The sequence below is a fragment of the Oryzihumus sp. JJN4-3R genome (assembly GCF_057747915.1).
The window spans coordinates 3,410,547-3,427,606 of sequence record NZ_CM173229.1 but is presented as its reverse complement, the minus strand read 5'-3'; the positions used below and the strand labels follow the sequence as shown (position 1 = coordinate 3,427,606).

At 72.4% G+C, this 17,060-nt stretch carries 13 protein-coding genes; 6 read left to right on the top strand and 7 right to left on the bottom strand.

Annotation, left to right across the window (positions count from 1 at the left end):
- Positions 1-107 precede the first annotated feature (107 nt).
- Positions 108-2,054 carry a DUF6541 family protein gene (locus AC3ANM_RS16355; RefSeq protein ID WP_488285472.1) on the top strand — a complete coding sequence of 649 codons (1,947 nt, stop codon included), beginning with the start codon at positions 108-110 and terminating at the stop codon, positions 2,052-2,054.
- 37 nt (positions 2,055-2,091) lie between these two features.
- Here the strand turns inward: AC3ANM_RS16355 and AC3ANM_RS16350 are convergent, their stop codons facing one another.
- From AC3ANM_RS16350 to AC3ANM_RS16340, 3 genes are all read right to left on the bottom strand, one after another.
- On the bottom strand, positions 2,092-3,219 hold the full coding sequence (locus AC3ANM_RS16350) for an acyltransferase family protein (RefSeq protein WP_488285471.1): 1,128 nt from the start codon (positions 3,217-3,219) through the stop codon (positions 2,092-2,094).
- Entirely contained in the window at positions 3,212-5,734 is a 2,523-nt protein-coding gene (locus AC3ANM_RS16345) for a bifunctional glycosyltransferase/CDP-glycerol:glycerophosphate glycerophosphotransferase (RefSeq protein WP_488285470.1), read from the bottom strand. Before AC3ANM_RS16345 ends, AC3ANM_RS16350 begins: the two co-directional genes overlap by 8 nt.
- Positions 5,735-5,798: 64 nt before the next feature.
- The gene (locus tag AC3ANM_RS16340) at positions 5,799-6,845 is read right to left on the bottom strand and encodes a glycosyltransferase family 2 protein (protein ID WP_488285469.1); all 1,047 of its coding nucleotides are present in this window, start codon (positions 6,843-6,845) and stop codon (positions 5,799-5,801) included.
- 119 nt (positions 6,846-6,964) lie between these two features.
- Between AC3ANM_RS16340 and AC3ANM_RS16335 the strand changes: the two genes are divergently transcribed.
- On the top strand, positions 6,965-8,086 hold the full coding sequence (locus tag AC3ANM_RS16335) for an LCP family protein (RefSeq protein ID WP_488285468.1): 1,122 nt from the start codon (positions 6,965-6,967) through the stop codon (positions 8,084-8,086).
- A gap of 187 nt (positions 8,087-8,273) precedes the next feature.
- On the opposite strand, the gene AC3ANM_RS16330 is transcribed toward AC3ANM_RS16335, so the two are convergent.
- Together AC3ANM_RS16330 and AC3ANM_RS16325 are read right to left on the bottom strand one after the other, a co-directional pair.
- Entirely contained in the window at positions 8,274-9,050 is a 777-nt protein-coding gene (locus tag AC3ANM_RS16330) for a COG4705 family protein (protein WP_488285467.1), read from the bottom strand.
- A 79-nt stretch (positions 9,051-9,129) separates the two neighbouring features.
- Positions 9,130-9,690, bottom strand: coding sequence for a universal stress protein (locus AC3ANM_RS16325; RefSeq protein WP_488285466.1), 561 nt, complete (start codon positions 9,688-9,690; stop codon positions 9,130-9,132).
- A 165-nt stretch (positions 9,691-9,855) separates the two neighbouring features.
- On the opposite strand from AC3ANM_RS16325, the gene AC3ANM_RS16320 reads away from it, so the two are divergent.
- From AC3ANM_RS16320 to AC3ANM_RS16310, 3 genes are read left to right on the top strand one after another with little or no spacing between them, the layout of a single operon-like run.
- Positions 9,856-10,872 carry a thiamine pyrophosphate-dependent dehydrogenase E1 component subunit alpha gene (locus AC3ANM_RS16320; RefSeq protein ID WP_488285465.1) on the top strand — a complete coding sequence of 339 codons (1,017 nt, stop codon included), beginning with the start codon at positions 9,856-9,858 and terminating at the stop codon, positions 10,870-10,872.
- A gap of 16 nt (positions 10,873-10,888) precedes the next feature.
- Positions 10,889-11,935, top strand: coding sequence for an alpha-ketoacid dehydrogenase subunit beta (locus AC3ANM_RS16315; RefSeq protein ID WP_488285464.1), 1,047 nt, complete (start codon positions 10,889-10,891; stop codon positions 11,933-11,935).
- Positions 11,932-12,165 (top strand): biotin/lipoyl-containing protein, encoded by a 234-nt coding sequence (locus AC3ANM_RS16310; protein ID WP_488285463.1) that lies wholly within the window; start codon positions 11,932-11,934, stop codon positions 12,163-12,165. The genes AC3ANM_RS16315 and AC3ANM_RS16310 overlap by 4 nt, the downstream gene beginning before the upstream one ends.
- 52 nt (positions 12,166-12,217) lie before the next feature.
- Here AC3ANM_RS16310 and AC3ANM_RS16305 read toward each other — a convergent pair whose 3' ends face one another.
- Positions 12,218-13,894 carry an ATP-binding SpoIIE family protein phosphatase gene (locus AC3ANM_RS16305; protein ID WP_488285462.1) on the bottom strand — a complete coding sequence of 559 codons (1,677 nt, stop codon included), beginning with the start codon at positions 13,892-13,894 and terminating at the stop codon, positions 12,218-12,220.
- A 424-nt stretch (positions 13,895-14,318) separates the two neighbouring features.
- Here AC3ANM_RS16305 and AC3ANM_RS16300 point away from each other — a divergent pair, with 424 nt between their 5' ends.
- A complete protein-coding gene (locus AC3ANM_RS16300) occupies positions 14,319-16,109 on the top strand; it encodes an ArnT family glycosyltransferase (RefSeq protein ID WP_488285461.1) in 1,791 nt (596 codons plus the stop codon).
- Between the two features lie 141 nt (positions 16,110-16,250).
- Here AC3ANM_RS16300 and AC3ANM_RS16295 read toward each other — a convergent pair whose 3' ends face one another.
- On the bottom strand, positions 16,251-17,024 hold the full coding sequence (locus AC3ANM_RS16295) for a nuclear transport factor 2 family protein (protein ID WP_488285460.1): 774 nt from the start codon (positions 17,022-17,024) through the stop codon (positions 16,251-16,253).
- Positions 17,025-17,060: the final 36 nt, after the last annotated feature.

Sequence of the window (17,060 nt, the reverse complement as noted above, 5' to 3'; positions counted from 1 at the left end):
CCCCTCCATCGGCGCCCGCTGCCGGCCCGATCCCGCTGTTAGCATCGCGACGTCAACCGGCGCTGGGCCTGCCCGGCCGACAGCGAAGATGGAGTCGAGCAGTGTCCATGTGGTTCAGCCTGCTTCCGGCTTTCCTCGCCCTCGGTGCCCTGGTCCTCGTGCCGGGCCTGGCCGTCGGCTACGCGTTGGGCCTGCGTGGCCTGTCCGCCTGGGGCATGGCTCCTCCCCTGACGGTCAGCCTGCTCTCCGTGCTGGGCGTGGTCGCCGGCCTGGCGCACGTGCACTGGAGCCCGCTGGTGCTCGTCGCGGGCACCGTCGTCCTCGCGGTCGTCGCCGCGCTGCTGGCGCGGCTCTTCCACCTGCGGGTCTGGCGCCACAAGTTCGTCGACAGCACGCAGGTGCGCGTCGCCGGCCTCCTCGGCGTCCTGCTCGGCGCGGTCCTGCAGGGCGCCGCGACGATGCGCGGCATCGGCCTGCCGGACTCGCTGTCCAACAGCCCCGACTCGACGTTCCACCTCAACCGGATCCGGCTGATGATGGACCTGTCCAACATCTCCTCCGTCAACGGCGGCTTCTACCCCAGCGGGTGGCACGACCTCATGGTCACCTGGCTGCAGCTGCACCCCCTCGGGCTGATCGAGGCCACCAACGTCGCGGCCGTGCTGATGGCTGCCCTCATCTGGCCGCTGGGCTGCGTCGCCCTCGCCCGCCAGGTGTTCGGTCCGCGCCCCCTCGCGCTCGTGGCCACCGGTCTGACCTCCGCCGCCTTCCTGGCCTTCCCCTCGTTCCTGCTCAGCTGGGGCGTGCTCTGGCCCAACACCCTCGGCCTCGCGCTGGTCCCCGCCGCCCTGGCGATGGCGGTCGCCGCCGTGCGCCCGGTCCACCAGACCGGCCTGCGTCGCCGCACCGCTGGGCTGGCGCTGGTGCTGGCGGTGCCCGGCATCTTCCTGGCCCACCCCAACGCCATCCTGACCCTGGGCGTGCTGGTCCTCACCGTCCTGGCCGCCGCGGCGATCCAGGCGATGATCGAGGGGGACCCGGCACGGCGCCGGCGCGGCGCGCTGTGGCTGACGACGATGGTCGTGGCGACCCTGGTCGCCGTCGTGGTGCTGCCCCGCATCTCCTCCCGCGTCGCGGCGGTCTCGGCCTACGACTGGAAGCCGACCGAGACCGTGCCCGACGCCGGCATCGACATGCTGCTCAACGCCCCGCACGACGGGCCGTTCCTCTGGGGGCTCTCGGCGTTCGTCCTGCTGGGCGCCGTCGTCGTGGTGGCGCGTTACCGGAGCCTGCTGTGGGCCGTCGTGAGCTTCGTGGTGTTCTCGGTGCTCTACATGATGGCCGCCGCGGTCGGCACGCCGGTCACGCAGCTGTTCACGGGCTACTGGTACAACGACTCGGTCCGGATCGCGGCGTCCAACGCGATCCCGGGCTGCCTGCTCGCGGTCGTGGGGATGGGCGCCGTCCTGACCGGCCTGCGCCGCCTCGTCGACCGGACCCCGGCCGCCGCGGAGGCGCGGCGCCCGCTCGCGCTGCGGGCCGGCATACCGGCGCTGGTGGGGCTGCTCTTCGTCGCGGCGACCGTCGGGGCCAACCACGGCCCCGAGGCGCGCATGATCGACGCGTACTACCACCCGAAGGAGACCGCGCGGCGCTACGTCTCCGCGTCGCAGATCGAGTCGTGGGTGCGGATCGCGCAGAAGATCCCCAAGGGCGCCGTCGTGTCGGACTTCCCGGCCAACGGCTCGGCCCTGATCTACGCCCTCGGGGGTCGCCAGGTGCTGTTCACCTCGCTCAACCCCTCCAGCGGCGCGGACCGGCTGACCATCGGGCGCTACCTCGACCAGGTCGCGCACCGTCCGGACGTGTGCGCCGCGCTGCGCCGCATGCGCGTGACGTACGCCGTGACGGGGCCGTCCACGTTCTGGGCCGCCAAGATCGGCCGCGAGGACCGCATGGGCATGGTCCACCTGGCCGGCAAGCCCGGGTTCGAGCGCGTGGCCGTCGAGGGCCACTACGCGCTCTACAAGATCACCGCCTGCGGCCTGGGCTGACGCCGCCGGAGGACCCGCAGGTCCTCCGGCGTGGGCATCAGGCCGGGGTGCGCACCTCGGCGTCGCGCCGGCGCAGCAGCCAGTCCGAGCGCGGCTCGATGACCGGGCGCAGGACCCGCTGGGTCAGCGGCGAGCACAGCGCCGCGGTCAGCGCGACGCACCCGACGAGGAAGAGCACGTAGCGCACCGGGGAGTTGAACCACGTGTGGATCGAGGTCCACTTGAAACCCCACGCGATGAACCCGTGCAGCAGGTAGCCATAGAGCGAGCCCATCCCCAGGACCGACATCCAGGTCTTGCCCGAGGGGGTCAGGGCCAGGACGGCTGCCGAGGTGGCGAACGCGAGCACCATCAGGGCGGATCGGATGGCCACGCCCTCGAGGGTGGAGACGTGCAGGCTCGCATAGGAGCGGTCCCAGAAGATCCAGTGCACGCCGAGGTGGTTGGCCGCGACCGCCGACACCGGCCACGCGGCGACGAGCACCACGACGGCCGCGACCCGCGCCGGCACGCGACGCAGCACGTCGAGCTGCTCGCGGCGGATGACCAGGCCCAGGACGAAGAAGGGCAGGAACGACAGGACGCGGTCCATCGACAGCAGGTGGTTGACGCCGGCGATGGCACCGGTCCCCAGGGAGATGAGGATGCTCAGCGGGAAGATCCAGCGGATCCGCATCAGGTAGGGCGTCATGAGGCGCCACACGAGCATCGCCATGAGGAACCACATCAGCCAGGCCGGGGTGAGCGGCGCCCAGCGCACCAGCTGCCCGTGGTGCAGCAGCGGGTCACCGAGCTGGTAGAGGGTCTGGAAGATGAGGTAGGGCACGAGGATCCGCGTGACCAGGCCCCGCGCGCGTGAGTCGTTGACGACCAGGCTGCGCGAGAAGAAGCCGGTGACCATGACGAACGCCGGCATGTGGAACAGGTGGATCCAGTAGAAGAGGACGTGCATCGTCCGGCTGCCCGAGAGCAGCGGCCAGCTGAAGTGGTCGATGACCACGAACGCCAGCAGGATGAAGCGGACGTTGTCGAGCCAGTGGTCGCGGGCCTTGGCCGGCTTCGAGGCCGTCGTGGTCGCGGTCGAGCCGTCCACTGCCGTGCGCTCGACCGTCGCGGCGTCGGCTGGGGTGGTGTCCACGGTCGCCGCGTCCCTGGTGTCAGTCACTCTGGCCTGCCCGGCGTGCCGTCGGGGTCACCCTGTCGGAGTCCCAGTCGCGGGACAGCTCGCTGTCCTCGTCCTCGTCCGCGTCCTCGACGACGTCCTCGATCTCCTCGTCATCGGGCTCGAGGCCGGGGTCTGGCTCCAGGCGCTCCTCGCCCTCCGGTCCGGCCGCGGCCGCCCGCTGTGCCTCGTGGGCGGCCTTCTTCTCCTCGACCCGGGCCCGCTCCGTGGCAGCGTCCCAGGCGCCCTCGCCCACCGCGGCCGCGGCCAGGGCGAGCTCCTCGGGGATCTCGGCGGGGCGGGGGGCGACGGGGCGCTCGGACGCCGGCACCATCGGCAGCGACTCCTCGCCGAGGAAGACGCGCCGGACGACGCGCTCGGCGGCGTGGCCGTCGTCGAACTCGCAGAACGTCTCGCGGAAGCGGGCCCGGAGCCGGTCGGACTCCGCGTCGTCGTAGCGGCCGCTGCGCAGCAGCTCGGCCAGCTCCTGCTGCTCGGTGGCCACGTGGCCGGGCGGCAGCTCCATCAGGTCGAAGTAGACGCCGCGCACGTCGCGGTAGGTCTCCCAGTCGGGGGCGAAGATGATCTCCGGCCGGTCCAGGTTGGCGTAGTCGAACATGATGCTCGAGTAGTCGGTCACCAGGACGTCGGCCGCGAGCATGAGGTCCTCGACGCTCTCCACCCGCGAGACGTTGAGCAGCTGCTTGCGTCGCTCGAGCTCGCTCTGCTCGGTGTCCCACTCGTAGAAGTAGTGGGCGCGCACGAGGACGACGAACTCCTCCCCGAGCTGCTCGGCCAGGCGCACCGGGTCGGCCCGCAGGGTGAAGTCGAGGTCGTGGTCGCGGTGCGTCGGCGCGTAGAGCACCGCCCGCTTGTCCGTCGGGATCCCGAGGCGGGCCCGCGCCGCGGCGACGTCCTGCGCGGTGGCGTTGACGAGCACGTCGTTGCGCGGGTAGCCGGACTCGAACGTCTCGTAGCGGCTCGGGATCGCGCGCTGCCAGGCGACGCTGGAGAAGCGGTTGGACGTCAGGTTGTAGTCCCACCGGTCGCTGCGCCGGAGCAGGTCCTCGAAGACGAGGTTGCCGATCGCGGCGGGGTGCTTCATCAGGTCGATGCCCATGTGCTTCAGCGGGGTGCCGTGCTGGGTCTGGATGTGGACCTGGCCGGGCCGCTTGACGATCTGGTCGGGGAAGTTGACGTTGTTGACGAAGTAGGTCGCCCGGGCCATGACCGACCAGTAGCGGCGGCTGCCGGGGATGACGTAGTCGACGCCCGGGGGCATGGTGTCGGCGTTCTTCTCGCGGACGACCCACACGCCGTGCATGTGGGGGGCCAGCTCGCGCATCGCTTCGTAGATCGCCTTGGGCGAGCAGGCGTAGCCGCGGTTCCAGTACGCCGCGAACACGGCGAGGTTGGGGTCGAGGTCGACGGTGGCGGCCTCCCGGCGGTAGTCGATCCGCTTGACCAGGCTCTTGCCGCGCGAGACGACCCGGCGGGCGTTCTTCTTCGACTTCGTCAGCTTCTTCTTGGAGGTCGAGGCCGTGTTGTTGACGACCCGCAGCGCCCGGAAGCCGTTGTAGTTGTCCTTCTTCAGCATCGCCAGCAGCTGGTCCTGGCGCGGGCTGCCCATCGACTCCTGGCCGTTGCTGAACCGGCGGGCGTGCTCCGAGGCCGCGTGGAAGAAGTCCGCGCGCGCGTCGTCGGGGACGCGCTTGGGGTGGCGCAGGACGGTCATGTACTGCGCGATCATCTGCTGGTAGACCCGGGGCCGCCAGTGCGCCAGGTCGGGGCGGCTGTCGAGGAAGTCGAAGATGCGCTCCCACTGGGCGAACGCCTCGAAGTGCCGGCGGGACTTGGTGCCCAGGATGTTGCCGTGGCGGCGCTGGCGGTAGTGGACCGTGAGGTAGGCCAGCGTGGAGATCGACTTGGCGGTCAGCAGCGCCTTGTAGGTCCACGGGGTGTCCTCGTAGTACCCGGGCGGGAACTCCAGCTGCTCGCGCTCGAGGAAGTCGCGGCGGCTGACCTTGTTCCACGCGACGTGGAGCAGGTCGAACAGCTCGGGGTGCTCCTCGGTCGTGAACGCCGGGCCGTGGGAGAGCTCCTCGAGCAGGTCGGACTTGAGGTTGCGCTGGACCTTGCCCCACCAGTAGGTGCGGGCGTGGTCGACGATCAGCATCTCGGGCCAGCGGGCCTTCTCCAGCTGCTCGGCGATCGCCGCCAGGCTGCCGGGGGTGATCGAGTCGTCGCTGTCGAGGAACATCACGTAGCGGCCGGTGGCGTGCTCGAGGCCGGCGTTGCGGGCCGGACCGAGGCCGACGTTCTGCTCCAGGTGCACGACCTTCAGGCGCGGCTCACGCGCGGCGCGCTCGTCCAGCATCGCCGGGGAGTGGTCCGGAGAGCGGTCGTCCACCGCGATGACCTCGAGGTCATCGAAGCGCTGCCCGAGGACGGAGTCCAGGCACTCCTCGAGGTAGGCCTGGACGTTGTAGACGGGGATGATCACGGAAAGCAGCGGCACCCGTCGACTGTACAGAACCTGAACACCGGCCCAGCAACACGCGAATGCCGCGTGCCGCGGCGTCTCACCCCTCGCCGATGCGGACCCGGCTGGTCAGGAACCCCCATCCCCAGGACAGGTGCATCGTGGGAAGGATCACGGGGAGCAGCAGCCGCTCACGCCAGCTGAGCGCGGCCCGGATGCTGAGCCCGCCCACGGTCGTGAGGACCAGGTAGGCGGCCGGCACCAGCCAGGCGGGCGCCCACGCGAGCCCGGAGACGCCGCCGACGGCGACGCCGAGCAGGGCCACCGGCGGGGCGAGGTATCGCGCGTTGATGGTGCCGCTGTGGGTGCGGGCGACCACGCGGCGCCAGCGCCCGTAGTCGCGGTACTGCCGGGCGAGCCGGGACAGCGTGGGCCGTGGGCGGTAGGAGACCCGCAGCCGTGGCGAGAACCAGACCAGGCCGCCGGCCTCGCGGATGCGGTGGTTGAGCTCCCAGTCCTGGGCGCGCACGAAGCGGGGGTCGTAGCCGCCCATCCGGTCCAGCCACTCGCGCCGGAAGACACCGAGGTAGACCGTGTCGGCCGGGCCGGAGTCGCCGCCGGTGTGGAACCGGGAGGCCCCCACGCCCAGGCGCGAGGTCATGGCCGCGGCCACGGCGCGCTCGAAGGTGGTGACGCCCTCGGCGTCCATGAGCCCGCCGACGTTGGCGGCCCCGGTCTCCTCCAGCAGCTCCACGGCGGTGCGCACGTAGTCCGGGTCGAGCACGCCGTGGCCGTCGACACGCACGACGATGTCGGAGCGGCTCGCGCCGAGCGCGGCGTTGAGCGCCTCGGGCGTGCGACCGCTGGGGTTGGGCACCGTCTGGACGCGGGAGTCCGCCGCCGCGAGCGCCGCGGCGATCTCGTCCGTGCGGTCCGTGCTGGGCCCGAGCGCGAGCACGACCTCGACCGAGCCGGCGTAGTCCTGGCCGAGGACGGCCGCGACCGCCTCCTCGAGGTGACGCTCCTCGTTGAGGATCGGCATCACCACCGAGACGGCCGGCAGCCCCGCGGTCGCGACCTGCTCGTCGCGTGCGGGGGGCTCGACGACGGGGGTCGGCTCGGCGGCGGTGGGCTCAGCGGCAGACATGGTCAGGGCGGGTTCCTCGGGGTGCAGGCGTCGCTGGGGTCGGGTCAGGTTACCGCTGCTGTGGGGGACGTCATGCGCGGCGCTCTTCCACTTTCAGCGGGAGGCTCTACCCTCGTGCCGTGCCTGAGGACTACGACCCGACACGATCGCGCCAGATCCCGCTGCAGGGGGATGACGACATCGTCACCGTCGACACCCGCCGTCAGCGACCCGCCCCGGCCGGTGTGGGCGGCCCGCCGCCGCGCCGCACGCGGGCTGCCGCCGCAGCACCGCGCCAGCGCCGCCGCCACCCCGTGCGCAACGCCTTCATCATCGTCCTCGTCGTCCTCGTGGCGTGGGTCGGCGCCCTGGTGTGGGCCGCCAACTCGGCCTGGGGCCATGTGGTGAAGATCGCGGCCGAGCCGACCTCCGCCAACCGTCCGGCCGCCGCGTCGGGCAAGAACTACCTGCTCGTCGGGTCCGACAGCCGCGCCGGCCTGACCAAGGCCCAGCGCAAGGCCCTGTCCACCGGCTACGCCGCCGGCGCGCGCACCGACACGATCATGCTGCTGCACCTCCCGGGCAACGGGCAGAAGCCCACGCTCGTGTCCATCCCCCGCGACAGCTTCGTGCCGATCCCGGGGCACAGCCGCAACAAGATCAACGCCGCCTACTCCGAGGGTGGCGCGAAGCTGCTCATGGACACCGTCGAGCAGGTCAGCGGCCTGCGCATGGACGGCTACATCGAGATCGGCTTCGGCGGCTTCTCCAACGTCGTGGACACCGTGGGCAGCGTGAACATCTGCGTCAAGCACGCGATGAACGACAAGAAGGCGGGCATCAACCTCAAGCCCGGCTGCCAGGACATGAACGGCGCGACCGCACTGGGCTACGTGCGCGCCCGCTACTCCGACCCGCTCGGCGACCTCGGTCGCGTGCAGCGCCAGCGGCAGTTCCTCGGCGCGCTGATGAAGAAGGCCGCCACCCCGTCGAACGTGCTCCTGCCGTGGAAGCTCAACGACTTCGGCTCCGCGGTCGCCTCGTCCCTGACCGTCGACCAGAACGACTCGATGCTCGAGGTGGGCAAGGCGCTGTGGGCGCTGCGCTCCATCTCCCAGGGCGACGGCCAGTCGATCACCATGCCGATCAGCAACCCGAACCTGCAGACCTACGCCGGCAGCGCGGTCAAGTGGGACAGCGCCAAGGCCCTGGCCCTGTTCAAGGCGCTCAAGAACGACGAGCCGCTCAGCGTCCAGCCCTGAGCCGGCCACCCGGCATACGCGCCAAGAGCCCCTGTCCCCTTGCGGGACAGGGGCTCTTGCCTTGGGAGCCACGGGTATGCCGGGTGGCCCGGTCGGGCACGCCCGACCTACCTTGCGGGGGTCCGGGCCGGATATCCACCCCGGAGCGCCGCGAGGTAGGTCCAGCGGACCGCCCACCACGAGGCGCCTACGCGGCCGGGCGGTCGGCGCGGGTCACCGTGAGGTAGCCGACCAGCGCCACGATCAGGGCGGTCAGCGCCAGCGTGACCGGACCGGTCCCCCAGCCCAGGCCCTGGCGCGAGGGCGGGACGCCCATCCAGTCGGCGAAGGACGCCCCGAGCGGGCGGGTCACGACGTAGGCGAACCAGAACGCCAGCACCGGGTTGAGGCCGAACCGCCAGTGGGCGATCGCCGGCACGGCGATGACGACGGCGAAGAGGAGGCCGGAGGCGAGGTAGCCCAGGTGCAGCGAGTTCGCCGTCAGGTCGCCGGCGGCGGTGCCGAGCGCGAACGTGGTCAGCACGGTCGCCCAGTAGAAGAGCTCGCGCCGGCGCGTGGTGATGCTGTGGATGGACAAGGTTCCCTCGCTGCGGTGCCAGAGGAGGAAGACGACGCCCAGGGCGAGCAGGAAGGCGACGGTCGACACGGCATACGGCACCCCGAGGATGACGTGGACGACGTCCGCGGCCATCGTGCCGAAGACGCTGACCATGGCGACGGCCAGCCAGTAGACCCACGGGACATAGCGCCGGGCCCGGAACTGCAGCGCCAGGGCGGCGACCAGCCCGACCAGGCCGAGGCCGCCGGCGAGGACGGGGTCGAGGTGGTGGGCCAGGAAGTCCGAGGCCGTCTCACCCATGCCGGTGGTCAGGACCTTGGTGACCCAGAAGACCGCGGTGACCTCGGGCACCGTGCTCAGGGCGGCTCGCGGGAGGGCGCTCGGGCGGCGGGTGTCGGTGCTCACGGGCGGGCATCATGCCGAGCCTGCCTGTGCGAATCCTGAACAGCCACAAGGCGTGTATGCCGCCCTGCGGGCTCCGGGGTCAGCGGTCGTGCGGCACCACGACCACGGGGCTCTGGGCGTGGTTGAGCACGTGCTGGGCCACAGACTCCTTCAGCGCCGCAGAGAACCGCCCTTGCCCGCGGGAGGAGATCACCAGCAGGTCCGAGGGGCCGGCGGAGTCGATGAGCACCTGGGCCGGGTGGCCCTCCACCGCGGCCGTGACGACCCTCACCGTGTTGTGCCACCCCTCGGCGAGGACCTTCTCGACGATCTGGTCGAGCTCGTTGTGTGCCGCCGCCTCGGCGTCGTTCTCCGCGCTGAAGCTCTCGCCGGCGTCGACCTTGCGCTCCGGCGTCGACGCGCTGGGCAGGGCCGCCGTGGGCACATACAGGGTCTCGACCTCGGGTGAGGCGTAGCTGTGGTGCCGTGAGGTGGCCATCACCGGGTGCACGGTCGCGCCGCGGACCCGGCCCTCCTCCAGCGCCCAGCGAAGCGCCATGAGCGACCCCTCCGAGCCGTCGACCCCGACGACCACCTTGCCCCCGTGGCCCTTGGCGGATGAGCCCTGGGGCCCGGGTGTGAGCTGCGTGTCCTCGTCCATGCTCCGAGGCTCCCGCGTGGGGGCGCCGGGCCGGGAGGACCAAGGTCCGTGCAGCCCGCGACGGCGCCCGCCATAGGTTGGCGACGGGGGTTCGGAAGGTCACGGGATCGGGGCATCCGCGTCAGGAGCACCGGCCACGGAGGTCCCGGCGTCTGGAGGCACGGCATGAGCACCACCGCACACGACACACCCCAGGTCCTCGCCCCGCTCGACGCCGCGACCCGGCTCGAGCTCTACCGGACGATGGTCCTCGCGCGCACCTTCGAGGAGGCGGTCCTGCGTGAGTACCACGCCGACAAGGGGCCGGGCTTCGACATCGGCAAGGGCCTGGTGCCGGGCGAGATGCACCTCGCCGCCGGGCAGGAGCCCGTGGCTGCCGGGGTCTGCGCCCACCTGACCGGCGACGACGCGGTGACCGCCACCCACCGCCCGCACCACTTCGCCATCGCGCACGGCGTCGACCTCAACGCGATGGCAGCGGAGATCTTCGGCCGCGAGACGGGTCTGGGCAAGGGACGCGGCGGACACATGCACCTGTTTGACCCCGCGGTGCACTTCTCCTGCTCGGGGATCATCGCCGAGGGCTACCCGCCGGCGCTGGGCCAGGCCTACGCGTTCAAGCAGCGGGGCACCGACCGGGTGGCCGTGGCGGTCACCGGCGAGGGCGCAGCCAACCAGGGCGCGTTCCACGAGTCGCTCAACCTCGCGGCGCTGTGGAAGCTGCCCGTGGTCTTCGTCATCGAGGACAACGACTGGGGCATCTCGGTCCCCCGTGACGCCTCCACCTCGGTGCCCTCCAACGCGAGCAGAGGCGCGGCATACGGCATGCCGGCCGAGCGGGTCGAGGACAACGACGTCGAGGCCGTCTACGCGGCCGCCGGCCGGGCCGTGGCCCGGGCGCGCGCGGGCGAGGGCCCGACGCTGCTGGAGGTGCACACCCTGCGGCTGTGGGGGCACTTCGAAGGTGACGCGCAGGGCTACCGGCCCGAGCTGGCCGAGGTCCCCTCGCACGACCCGATCCCGCGCTACGAGCAGGCCCTGCGCGACGCAGGGGTCCTCGACGACGCCCTCGTCGCCCGGATCCGGCAGGAGGCGGAAGCCAGGGTCGAGCAGGCCATCGCCTTCGCCAAGCACAGCCCGGTCCCCGACCCGGCCGCCGCCTCGTCCTACGTCTTCAACTGAGCCTTCAGGAGTCGTCATGACCATCACCGAGACCCCCGTCCGCGAGACCGGGCACGGCAGCCACCGGCTCACCACGGCCAAGGCCATGGTCGAGGCCATCGAGCTCGAGATGCAGCGCGACCCGTCGGTGTTCTACCTCGGCGAGGACGTCGGGCCCTACGGCGGCATCTTCAGCTCCACGCTGGGCCTGCAGGAGAAGTTCGGCAAGGACCGGGTCATCGACACCCCGATCTCGGAGTCTGCGTTCATCGGCCTGGCGATCGGCGCCGCGGTCGAGGGGATGCGCCCGATCGCCGAGCTGATGTTCGCCGACTTCATGGGCGTGTGCCTGGACCAGATCTACAACCACATGGCCAAGATCCACTTCGAGTCCGGCGGCAACGTCAAGGTCCCCATGGTGCTCACCACCGCGGTCGGCGGCGGCTACTCCGACGGGGCGCAGCACTCCCAGTGCCTGTGGGGCACGTTCGCCCACCTGCCGGGCATGAAGGTCGTCGTCCCGAGCAACCCGGCCGACGCCAAGGGCCTGATGACCTCCGCGATCCGGGACGACAACCCCGTGGTCTACATGTTCCACAAGGGCGTCATGGGCCTGCCGTGGATGGTGAAGAACCCGCGCTCGACCGGCGAGGTGCCCGACGGGGAGTACACCGTGCCGATCGGCAAGGCCGACGTCGTGCGCGAGGGCGGTGACGTCACCATCGTCACGCTGTCGCTGTCGGTGCACCACGCGCTCGACGCCGCGGAGTCGCTGTCCGGGCAGGGCATCGACGTGGAGGTCATCGACCTGCGCAGCCTGGTCCCGCTGGACCGGGAGACCATCCTGCGCTCGGTGTCCAAGACCGGCCGGCTGGTGGTCGTCGACGAGGACTACCGCTCCTTCGGCGTCTCCGGCGAGGTCTCCGCGACGATCACCGACGTCGACCCGAGCATGCTGCGCGCGCCGGTGGCCCGGGTGTGCAACCCCGACACCCCCGTCCCCTACGCGCACTCCCTGGAGTACGCCGTGCTCCCCCGCCAGGACCGGATCGAGGCCGCCGTGCACCGCGTGGCACGGGCATGACCGACGTCCCGTTCCCGTTGCTGTCCAAGGAGAACGCCGGCGCCGAGGGGGTCCTCTCGACGTGGTTCGTCCTCGAGGGACAGAGCGTGCAGACCGACCAGCTGCTCGCCGAGGTGCAGGTCGACAAGGTCGCCGCCGAGGTTCCGGCGCCGTGCGCCGGCACCGTCCACCTCCTGGTGGACGAGGACACCGCCGTCACCCAGGGCACCCCGATCGCACGGATCGACTGACGCGGGCGGCGGCACGCGGCATACGGCCAATGGCCCTGTATGCGCGGCCCGGTCACCAGCGCAGGCGGGCCCAGACGGTCTTGCCCTCGAGCTGCTCGTCCACGCCCCACGCGTCGCAGAGCGTCTCGACCAGGTGCAGCCCGCGGCCGCTGGTGGCGTCGGCAGCCGAGCTCATCAGCATCGGCAGGCGGTGCCCGCTGTCGTAGACGCTGATCACCAGCGAGTCCGCTGCCGAGACGTCGAGGGCGACCCGCACCGGCCGGTCGCTCTGGCGGACCGCGTTGGTCAGCAGCTCGGTGACCACGAGGAAGGCGTTGTCCCACAGGCGTTCCGGGACGGGCGAGCCCGCCAGCCAACCCTGCGTCCACGAGCGGGCGAGGGGCACCGACATCGCCTGCGCCGGCAGCGAGCGCTCGATCCGCACGGTGTGCGTCCCCCTGCTCGGCGGGATGAACGCGGCCAGCACGGCCACGTCGTCACCGCGGTTGCCGGCGGGCAGCAGGCTCAGGGCCGTGTCGAGGACCCGGGCCGGACCGGTGCCCTGGGGCAGGGTCTCCAGGAGCACGCCGAGCCGGTGGATCCCCTCGTCGATCCCCCACGTCCGCGTCTCCACGAGGCCGTCGGTGTAGAGCAGCATGACGGCGTTCGGCGGCAGGTGCGAGCTGCGCTCCTCCCAGCGGGCGCCGATGCCCAGCGGCGGGCCGGTCTCGACGGCCACGTCGCTCAGGACGCTGCCCATGTCGGTGAACCCGAGCACCACGGGAGGCAGGTGGCCGGCACAGGCGACCGTCGCGAGGCGGGCGTCGAGGTCGAGGTGGACGACCAGCACGGTGGCGAGCAGCTCGCTGCCGAGCCGCTCGAGGTAGTCCGCGGCCCGGCCCAGCACCCCCGAGGGCGGGTGCCCCTCGCAGGCCGTGGCCCGGATGACGGTCCGCAGCTGCCCCATCAGGGCGGCTGCCTGGACGTCGTGGCCCTGCACGTCGCCCACGACCAGCACGAGCCCGTCGTCGACCGCGATCGCGTCGAACCAGTCGCCGCCGACGTGCACCCCGGGGTCGCCGGTGCGGTAGCGCGCGGCCAGCTGCACCGAGCCGATGCGCGAGGGCACCTCCGGCAGCAGGCTGCGCTGGAAGGTCAGCCCCAGGGCGCGCTCCTCGGCGAGCTCACGGTCGCGCTGCTCGTCGCTGCGGCTGCGCTCGATCGCCATGGCGACGGTGCGGACCAGCACGTCGATGAGCGCGAGGTCGCTGGTGCTGGGCCGGGACCGCTGCGGGTAGTACATGGCGAAGGTCCCCAGCACCCGGCCGCCGACCCCGACGATCGGCGTCGACCAGCACGCGCGCAGGCCGGCCGCGAGCGCGAGGTCCTTGAAGTCCACCCACAGCGGGTCGGTGGCGATGTCCTCGACGATGACCTGGCGGCGCAGGTAGGCGGCGGTGCCGCAGGACCCGACCGCGGGCCCGATCTCGACGCCGTCGATGGCGGCGTTGTAGTCCGCCGGCAGGCTGGGCGCGGCCCCGTGGAGCAGGTGCCGGCCGCTCTCGTCGAGGAGCAGGATCGAGGCGAGCATCCGGTCGGTCGAGACGTCCTCGACCACGTGCAGCAGCGACTCGAGGGCCTGAGGGAGGGTGTGCCCCGCGACCACACCGGCCAGCAGCTCGAGCTGCGCGGCGAGGAGCTGGACGTCCCGTCCCTCTCCCTGTCGCGGGAGCGTGGGGAGCAACGTCATCGTCGTCCGACGATACGCCGCACCCCACTGCGTGGACACCGTCCTGGCAGGTCGGGGCGGGGTATGCCGGGTGGTCACCAAGGGGCGCCTGCCTCACCCGGGCGGGCACCCGGCATACAGGTCGGCGCGCAGGTTCGTCACACACTTCCGGCTACGTTCGGGCGTGAGTGTGACGAAATGCGTTCCCCGCCCTCCGCGGAGCACAGGTCGGGCCCCGGGCCGGTGTCCGGGAGCGGTCACCACCCGGCGCCGGGCACGTCTGGTCAGGCGATGTTCAGGAGTCGCGGCGCAGCATCGTGGGGTGAGGGGGTCTGTGGCGACGGAACGGACGGCGAGGGTGCACGCGAGCGGGTCGGGGGCGACGGGCGAGGGGTCCCGGCGGGCGGGCGGCGCCCCGTCCAGGCCGGGTGAGCTGGCCGCCCTGGTGGTCGTCCTGCTCCTGGCCGCGGTGGCCTATGCGTGGGACCTGGACCGCAACGGCTGGGCCAACGCCTACTACAGCGCGGCGGCGCAGGCCGGCGCCACGAGCTGGCGGGCCATGTTCTTCGGCAGCCTGGAGACGGGCAACGCCGTCGCGACCGACAAGCCCCCACTGGCCCTGTGGGTCATGGCGGCCTCGGTCCGCCTGTGGGGGCTCACCCCGGTCAGCGTGCTGGTGCCTCAGGTGGCCCAGGCCCTGCTCAGCGTGCTCCTGCTCCACCGCACCGTGCGACGGCTGGCGGGGCCGAAGGCGGCGCTGGTGGCGGCGACGGTCCTGGCGACCACCCCGGTGTTCTTCGTGCTGGCGCGCTTCAACGACCCGGACGCGCCGCTGACGCTGCTGGTGCTGGCCGCCGCCTACTGCGTCGTCCGGGCGGCGGGGTCGACGGGTCGCGGTCGGGCATGGGCCGTCTCCGCCGGCGCGCTCGTCGGAGCCGCCTTCCTCACCAAGTGGCTCGCGGCGCTGCTCCCGGTCCCGGCGCTCGTGGCCTACCTCGTGCGCTCCCCCGCCCTGCCGGTGCGGGAGCGGTGGCTCAGGGTGGCGTCCGCCCTCGCGGCAGCGCTCGTGTGCGGCCTGTGGTGGCCGCTGGTGGTGTGGGCGCTGCCCACGCGTGCCCGGCCGTTCGAGGACGCCAGCGGCGGAAGCGTCTGGAACCTCGTGCTGGGCCGCAACGGCGTGGACCGCCTGGTCTCGAGCGCACCCACCGCCGCCAACCCGGTCAGCGGCGCCCCCGGTCCGCTGCGGCTGCTCGTCGCCCCCTTCGACACGCAGGTCGGCTGGCTGGTCCCCCTGGTCCTGGCGGCGCTGCTCCTGCCGCTGCTCCGCTGGCGTGCCGGGCCGCGCCCGCGCCGACCGCACGAGGCCTGGGTGCTGTGGGGTGGCTGGCTGCTGGTCGCCCTCGCTGCGTTCAGCCTGATGACCGGCCCCATGCACCCCTACTACACCGTCCTGCTGGCGCCCGCCGTCGCGGCGCTCGTCGGTCTGGCGGCCGCGCGCCTGCACGACGACTGGGACCTGCCGCGGGCCCGGCTCGCGAGCGCCGCCCTGGCCGTCCTCGGCGGTGGCTACGCGCTGGTGGTGCTCCAGTCCCGGACCGGGACCCCCGGCTGGCTCACCCCGGCCGTCGGGCTGTCGCTGGCGGCCGGCATGGGCCTGCTCCTGCTGCCGGCCCACTGGTATCGCGCGCGGCCCGCCCCGGGTGCCCGCCTGGCCCACGTCGCCCGCGGCGCCGCCGCGGCCGCCCTCGCGGTCGGCCTCCTCGCAGCCCCCACGTGGTTCGCCGTGTCCACCGTGAGCCGACCGGTGACCGGCGCCAACCCCCTGGCCGGCCCGGCGCCCGAAGCCACCCCGCGGCCGTACGACCCGGCGGTGGTGCGGTTCCTGGACGCCCACGCCGCGCGGACCTGGCTGGCCGCCGTGCCGACGGCGACCGCTGCCGCGCGGCTGCAGCTGCAGACCGGTCGGCCGGTGCTGCCCCTGGGTGGTTTCACCGGCTACGTCAACAGCCCGACCGCCGGTCAGGTCCAGGCCTGGGTTCGGCGCGGTGGTCTGCGCTACCTCGTCCTGGCCGGGCCCTATGCCTCCCGCGAGTCGACGGACCCCGCGCCGTTCGAGCACACCGGCATGGAACGGCTCATCCGGTGGGCGCGCGCCCACGGCTGTGTGACGCCGGTGGCGGGAAGCCGCGTGCTCGTCATCGACCTCACGCACCGGTGCGCGGTCCGCAGCACCTGACCGGACCGCCCGATGGAGCGACGCGCAGCCCCGCGAGCAGGCCGGGGGCCGGCCCCGCGCCGGTGGGCACCCGGCATACACGGACGAGTCCCTGCCCCGCGAAGGGGCAGGGACTGCGCGGGCGGGGCCGCTAACCGGGGCTCAGGCCAGCCAGGCGTCGTCCCCGGCAAGGTCGGCGTGCAGCTCGAGCAGGTCCGTGACCTTCTCACCCATGAAGGTGAACAGGATCGACCCGTGCACCACACGCTTGGTCCCGCCACGGGTGGACGAGATCTGGTGGACGGCCGTGACGTGTCCCATGCCGTCGCCGTGGACCTCGAGCAGGTCGGCGCGGAACGTGCCGCCGGTCAGCTCGGCGAGCCGGCCGTAGTAGCCGAGCACGGCGTCGACGCCCTTGTACGTGCCGGCCAGGGGGCCTGAGCCCGGCACGTGCTGCATCACGTCGTGGGAGAACAGCGAGCGCAGCGTCTCGAGGTCCCCGATGTTGAACGCCTCGTAGCCGCGGACCACGGCCTTCATGGCGGTGTCGGCGGCCTCGGGGATGTCCTTGGGGCGTCCCGTCGCGTAGCGGGTCGCGTCCGCGGAGAAGTCCAGCATCACGCAGGGGACGTCACTGGTCGTCCAGGCGTCGTGCCCGGGCGCGATGTCGAACAGGTCACCGGCGGCCAGCTCGCGTTCCGTGCCGTCCTCGAGCCGGATCCGCATGGACCCCGACTCGACGTAGCCCAGGTGGTGCATCTGGCAGCTGGCCGTCCCGGCGAGCGGCTTGATGTCGGTGGACCAGCGCCACCCCGGCTCGAACTCCCCGCGCAGGACGGCGGCCGCTCCCGCGTTGGCGATGACCGCGTGCCCGTGGGCCGCAAATGGTCGCCGCTCGCCTTGCGTGTCCAGGTTGCTGACCATCACGTCAGCCATGGGACCACCTCCAGCCGGTCATCTCGCCGGTCGCCG